The organism is Blastococcus sp. SYSU DS0753 (assembly GCF_054051175.1).
In genome coordinates this window covers 36,571-42,792 of the sequence record NZ_JBJHAT010000035.1, presented here as the reverse complement: position 1 = coordinate 42,792, position 6,222 = coordinate 36,571, and the positions used below count along the sequence as shown (strand labels likewise).

6 protein-coding genes are annotated in these 6,222 nt (G+C 75.8%); all 6 read right to left on the bottom strand.

The window, feature by feature from the left end:
* Positions 1 to 258: 258 nt before the first annotated feature.
* Complete coding sequence (gene trpC, locus ACI799_RS19650) at positions 259 to 1,068, bottom strand: indole-3-glycerol phosphate synthase TrpC (protein ID WP_456591208.1); 810 nt, start codon at positions 1,066 to 1,068, stop codon at positions 259 to 261.
* A gap of 153 nt (positions 1,069 to 1,221) precedes the next feature.
* Positions 1,222 to 1,866, bottom strand: coding sequence for a Trp biosynthesis-associated membrane protein (locus tag ACI799_RS19645; protein WP_456600648.1), 645 nt, complete (start codon positions 1,864 to 1,866; stop codon positions 1,222 to 1,224).
* Positions 1,863 to 3,380: an anthranilate synthase component I gene (locus ACI799_RS19640; RefSeq protein ID WP_456613750.1), complete on the bottom strand. Its 1,518-nt coding sequence runs from the start codon at positions 3,378 to 3,380 to the stop codon at positions 1,863 to 1,865. The genes ACI799_RS19645 and ACI799_RS19640 overlap by 4 nt, the downstream gene beginning before the upstream one ends.
* Positions 3,377 to 3,754, bottom strand: a complete 378-nt coding sequence (gene hisI / locus ACI799_RS19635; protein ID WP_456613749.1) for a phosphoribosyl-AMP cyclohydrolase — start codon at positions 3,752 to 3,754, stop codon at positions 3,377 to 3,379. Before hisI ends, ACI799_RS19640 begins: the two co-directional genes overlap by 4 nt.
* Before the next feature lie 25 nt (positions 3,755 to 3,779).
* Entirely contained in the window at positions 3,780 to 4,484 is a 705-nt protein-coding gene (locus tag ACI799_RS19630; protein WP_456591212.1) for a hypothetical protein, read from the bottom strand.
* An 11-nt stretch (positions 4,485 to 4,495) separates the two neighbouring features.
* Positions 4,496 to 6,160: an FAD-binding dehydrogenase gene (locus ACI799_RS19625; protein ID WP_456613748.1), complete on the bottom strand. Its 1,665-nt coding sequence runs from the start codon at positions 6,158 to 6,160 to the stop codon at positions 4,496 to 4,498.
* Positions 6,161 to 6,222: the final 62 nt, after the last annotated feature.

Below are 6,222 nucleotides of genomic sequence, written 5' to 3'. Positions count from 1 at the left end.
CACCCCGCCGGGCCGGCAACCACGCGCTCAACGGTTCACCCAACCGCGGCAACGGATCAGGGTCGGCCAGCTCCCACTCCGACGGCGGGCTCACCGGCATCACGGTCACCCCGACCGCGAACCCGACACCCGACGACATATCCGCAGGTTAAGCGGGGGGTACGACAGTTTCCGCAGGTCGGAGCCGAGCGACCAGGTCCAGGACCCGGGTGACCACTTCGGGCCGACAACCCGGTTAGGACCCAGCGACGGGACGGGTCAGCGCGGGGTGCGGGGGGTGGCCGGGTGCGAGCCGGCGGTGACCAGGTCGGCGACGGCCTGGCGGGCGTCGCCGGCGGTGACCAGACCCTCGCCCACGAGCACTGCATCGGCGCCCGCGGCGGCGTAGCTGATCAGGTCGTGCGGGCCGCGGACCCCGGACTCGGCGACCTTCACGACCTCCGACGGCAGGCCGGGGGCGATCCGCTCGAAGGTCGACCGGTCGACCTGCAGGGTGGTCAGGTCGCGGGCGTTGACCCCGATCACCGAGGCGCCGGCCGCCATCGCGCGGTCGGCCTCGGCCTCGGTGTGCACCTCGACCAGCGCGGTCATGCCGAGGGACTCGACCCGCTCCAGCAGGCCGACCAGCACGTTCTGCTCCAGGGCGGCGACGATCAGCAGGACCACGTCGGCCCCGTGCGCCCGCGCCTCGTGCACCTGGTAGCTGCTGACGATGAAGTCCTTGCACAGCACCGGGACGTCGACGACGGCGCGGACGGCGGCGAGGTCGGCGTGGGATCCCCCGAAGCGACGCTGCTCGGTCAGCACGGAGATGACCCGCGCGCCACCCGCTGCGTACTGCTGCGCGAGCCGGGCCGGGTCGGCGATGTCGGCCAGGTCGCCCTTGGACGGGCTGCGCCGCTTCACCTCGGCGATCACGCCGACACCGGGTGCACGCAGGGCCGCGAGCGCGTCGCGCGCCGGCCGGGCCGCCTGCGCGGCGGCCTTCACCTCGTCCAGCGGTGTCGCGGCCTCGCGGACGGCGAGGTCCGCGCGGACACCGGCGATGATCTCGTCGAGCACGTTCACGGCGTCGTCGCAGCCTCGGCCGAGGTCCGGTGGTTGCTCATCGGCGCCACTGCTCCTCGTACGTCGATCCCGGGCGGATGGGTGGAACCACTCTAGAGGCGGGCCACGGGCCGCCCGGCCCGGGGGCGGGCATCGCGACCCTCGGCCGTTCCGCTATACGGCGGAACCGGACCGCGGCGGGGGTGGCGGCTCGGTGGGGTCCTCCCCGCGATCCAGCGCCTTCCAGGCGTCGTCCGCACGGTCCTCGTCCGAGCGCACCGGCGCCGGCCCCGCGTCCCGCTCGTAGCGCTGTCCCATCGCGGGCCAGGAGGCCCCGCGGAGGACGGTCAGCACCCCGGCGAGGACGGCCAGCACCCCGGCGGCCACGGCGAGCCCCGGCCAGACCGGCGAGATCTCCACCGCCGTCGCGGTGACGCTGGCGCCGCCGACGCCGGGCAGGTCGGCGGCGGCGTCGGCGACTCCCCCGGTCAGCACCCGGGTGCCCGACCACAGCAGGGCGCCACCGCAGGCCGCCACCAGCAGCCCGACCACCAGCCGGCCCGTCCCGCGCACCGCCAGCAGCGCGACGGCCGCGGCCAGCAGCACCAGGCCGGCGGCGGTCACCAGCGGTGCCGCGGCGCCACCGGTGAGGGTCCCGCTCACCGGCGGCAGGGGTGCCCGTCGCTCGGCGGTCACCTCCGCCCACCGCTGGCTCGCGGTCGACAGGGCCAGCGCCCCGGCCAGCGCGACGCCGACCACGGCGGCGGTCAGTTCGCGCCGTGCACCGCCGGACCGGCCCACGCCCGGGGACGAGCTCACGACAGCTCCCGCAGCCGCTCGGCCGTCGCGATCGCCGACAGCACCGCGCGCGCCTTGTGGCGGGTCTCCGCCTCCTCGGCGGCGGCGTCGCTGTCGGCCACGATCCCCGCCCCGGCCTGCACGTACGCGCGCCCCTGGTGCAGGACTGCGGTGCGGATGGCGATCGCCATGTCCATGTCGCCGCTGGCGTCGACGTAGCCGACGGTGCCCGCGTACAGGGCGCGCCGCGTCGGCTCGAGGGTGTCGATGATCGCCATGGCGCTGGGCTTCGGTGCGCCCGAGACGGTGCCCGCGGGGAAGGTCGCGTCGAAGACGTCCAGGGCGTCGCAGCCGGGCCGCACCTCGCCGGCGACGGTCGAGACCAGGTGCATCACGTGGCTGTAGTGCTCGACCCGCATGAAGTCCGGCACCTCGACGCTGCCGGGCACGCAGACCCGCCCCAGGTCGTTGCGCGCCAGGTCGACGAGCATGACGTGCTCGGCCCGCTCCTTGGGGTCGGCGAGCAGCCCCTCGGCCAGGCGCACGTCCTCCTCGGGCGTGGCGCCGCGCGGCCGGGTGCCGGCCGGCGGGTGGACGACGGCCGAGGTGCCGGCCACCGTCACCAGCGCCTCGGGTGAGGAGCCGACGACGTCGAACGGCGTCTCCCGGCCCGCGAAGCGCAGCAGGTACATGTACGGCGACGGATTGGTCGCCCGCAGCACCCGGTAGAGGTCCAGCGCCGCGACGTCGGTCTCGAGCTCGAACCGCTGGGCGAGCACCACCTGGAAGGCGTCGCCGGCCCGGATGCGCTCCCGCACCTCCTCGACCCCGGCCTGGTAGACCCCGGGCGCCAGGTTGCTGCGCACCGACGCCGGCACGTCGGCCGGCTCGAAGACCGCGACAGCCGGCGCGGCGGGCCGGACCAGCGCGGCGGCCATGGCGTCCAGCCGGGCGACCGCGTCCTCGTAGCCGGCGGCGGCGGGCTCGGCTCCGGGCCCGCGCAGGGCGTTGGCGATGAGCAGCACCGACCCGTCGCTGTGGTCCAGCACGGCCAGGTCGGTCACCAGCATCATCGCCAGCTCCGGCATGCCCAGGTCGTCGACGCTGGTGCTCGGCAGCCGCTCCAGACGGCGGACGACGTCGTAGCCCAGGTAGCCCACCAGCCCACCGGTGAGCGGGGGCAGCCCCGGCGTGCGGGGCGAGCGCAGCCGCCGCGCCAGGACCCGGACGGCCTCGAGGGGATCGGCCGGGAGGTCGTCGGTCAGCCCGGGCACGTCGTCCCCGAGCCACTGCGTGCGCCCGTCCCGCTCGGTGAGCACACCCGCGCTGCGGACGCCCACGAAGCTGTACCGCGCCCACCGCTTCCCCTGCTCGGCCGACTCCAGCAGCACCGTGCCGGGACGGTTGCCGGCCAGCTTCCGGTAGATGCCGACGGCGGTCTCGCCGTCGACCAGGAGGCGGCGGGTGACCGGGACGACCGCCGCGTCGATGCCGGCGAACTCCTCCCGCGAGGGCGAGGTGACCCCGAACCTCACGGCGCCACCCCCTGCGCGGCCGGCAGCACCCGGTGGAAGCAGCTGCGCGCGCCGGTGTGGCAGGCGGCGCCCTCCTGGTCGACGAGCAGCAGCAGCGCGTCGCCGTCGCAGTCCAGGCGCACCTCCCGCACCCACTGCCGGTGCCCGGAGGTCTCCCCCTTCACCCAGTACTCCCGCCGGCTGCGCGACCAGTAGGTGGCCCGGCCGGTGGTGAGGGTCCGGTGGACCGCCTCGTCGTCCATCCAGGCCACCATCAGCACCTCGCGGGTATCGTGCTGCTGGACGACGGCGGCGACCAGGCCGGCCGGGTCGCGGCGCAGCAGAGCGGCGACCTCGGGGGCCAGCGCGGGTCGGGAGGGATCGGTCGCGGGCATGCCGCCAGTCTGCCGTGCCGCCCGGTCAGCCCTGCGGGGCGGTGAACCAGCTGCGCCCGCCACCGAAGAGCACGAGCCCGAGCGCGACGAGCGGGGCGGCGGCGAAGAACAGGCTGAACACGGCGAGCACCCCGCCGACGTCCTCGACCGCCGCGGCCGGCCCCAGCAGGTCGGTCAGCTTCGCCCACCAGTAGACGGCGAGCACCAGCTGGGCACCGTGCGCGGCCAGCAGCACCAGCCACGCCGTCCGGGTGCGCCGGATCAGGGCGAGGACCCCGGCGGCCACCAGCAGCGCCACCGAGATCAGCTGGACGACCGCGAGCGTGCCGCCCTCGCGGGCGAACACGTAGGCCTGGGTGGGGGCGGCACCCGGGCTCTGCTCGACCGCCATCTCCGCGAGCGAGGCGAAGAACCACACGTACAGCGACGCCACCGCGACCAGCAGCGCCTGCACGAAGCTCAGCACCGCGGCGCCGACGACCTGACCCGGACGGCGCCCGGCCCGGGGCGGCACCGGACCGCCCGGGAACGGCGCCGTCCCGTACGGGCCGGGATAGCCGTAGCCGTAGGGGCCGGGGTAGCCGTAGGGCGGGGGGCCGTACCCGGGCGGCGGCGGACCGTAGGGCGACGCGTAGCCGGGGGGCGGCGCCGTGGGCGGCGGGCCGGTGTAGACCGGCCCCGGCTCGGTCGGCGTCGCCGGGTCCGCCCAGGGGTCGCGCGGTGCGCTCACGTCCCGCCCCGTCACAGGGCGGCCGCGAGCGCGCGACCCGCGACCCGGCCGGAGAACAGGCAGCCGCCGAGGAAGGTGCCCTCCAGCGAGCGGTAGCCGTGCACGCCACCACCACCGAAGCCGGCCACCTCACCGGCGGCGTAGAGGCCGCTGAAGACCTCCCCGCCCGGCCGCAGCACGCGACCGGAGAGGTCGGTCTCCAGCCCGCCGAGGCTCTTGCGGGTGATGACGTTGAGCCGGACGGCGATCAGCGGCCCGGCCTCCGGGTCGAGGATCCGGTGCGGCGGGGCGACCCGGATCAGCTTGTCGCCGAGGTAGTTGCGGGCGCCGCGGATGGCGGTGATCTGCAGGTCCTTGGTGAAGGTGTTGCCGACCTCGCGGTCGCGGGCCACGATCTCCCGCTCCACCTGGGCGAGGTCGAGCTCCGGCGTGCCGCCGGTCACGCGGTTCATGCCCGCGACCAGCTCGGGCAGGGTGCGGGCGACGACGAAGTCCTCGCCCCGGTCCAGGAACGCCTGGACGGGGCCGGAGACGCCGGCCTTCACCCGGGTGGCGAGCAGCCGGAGGTCCTTGCCGGTGAGGTCGGGGTTCTGCTCGGAGCCCGACAGCGCGAACTCCTTCTCCACGATCTTGTGCGTGGCGACGAACCAGGTGTGCTCGTGGCCGGTCTGCCCGATGTGCGCGAGCGTCCCGAGCGTGTCGAACCCGGGGAACAGCGGCACCGGGAGCCGCTGGCCGGTGGCGTCGAGCCACAGCGACGAGGGGCCGGGGAGGATGCGGATGCCGTGCCGCGCCCAGACCGGCGAGTGGTTGGCGACGCCCTCGGTGTAGTGCCACATCCGGTCGCCGTTGACCATGCTGGCGCCGGCGGCGACGGTGGCCTCCTGCATCAGGCCGTCGACGTGCGCCGGGACGCCGGAGAGCAGCCGCTGCGGTGCCGGGCCGAGCCGGGCCGGCCAGTACCGGCGGACCAGGTCGTGGTTGCCGCCGATCCCGCCGGAGGTGACGACGACGGCCTGCGCGGCGAGCTCGAACTCCCCGACCTCGGCGCGGGAGCTGGCCTCGCCGCGGGCGACGTCACCGGGCTCGAGCACCGCGCCGCGGACGCCGGTCACCGCGCCGCCGCTGACGACGAGCTCGGTGACCCGGTGCCGGAAACGCAGCTCGACCCGGCCCGCCGCGACGGCCGCCCGCACCCGACGCTCGAACGGGGCCACCACACCGGGACCGGTGCCCCAGACGATGTGGAACCGCGGCACCGAGTTGCCGTGCCCGGTGGCCGTGTAGCCACCGCGCTCGGCCCACCCGACGACCGGGAAGAAGCCGATGCCCTGCTCCTTGAGCCAGGCCCGCTTCTCCCCCGCGGCGAACTGCAGGTAGGCCTCGGCCCACTGCCGGGGCCAGTGGTCGCTGTCGCGGTCGAAGCCGGCGGTGCCGAACCAGTCCTGGCGGGCCAGCTCCAGCGAGTCGCGCACCCGCAGCCGGCGCTGCTCGGGCGAGTCGACGAGGAACAGCCCGCCGAAGGACCACCACGCCTGCCCACCCAGCGACGCCTCGGGCTCCTGGTCGACCAGGATCACCCGCTTGCCGGCGTCGGCGAGCTCGGCGGTGGCGACCAGTCCGGCCAGCCCCGCTCCCACCACGACGACGTCTGCCTCGATGCGTCCGTTGTCCACAGGGCGACGCTAGCGGGCGCGCCCTGCCGGGCGCGTCCCCCCGGGCGGGCGAGTTGCGCCGC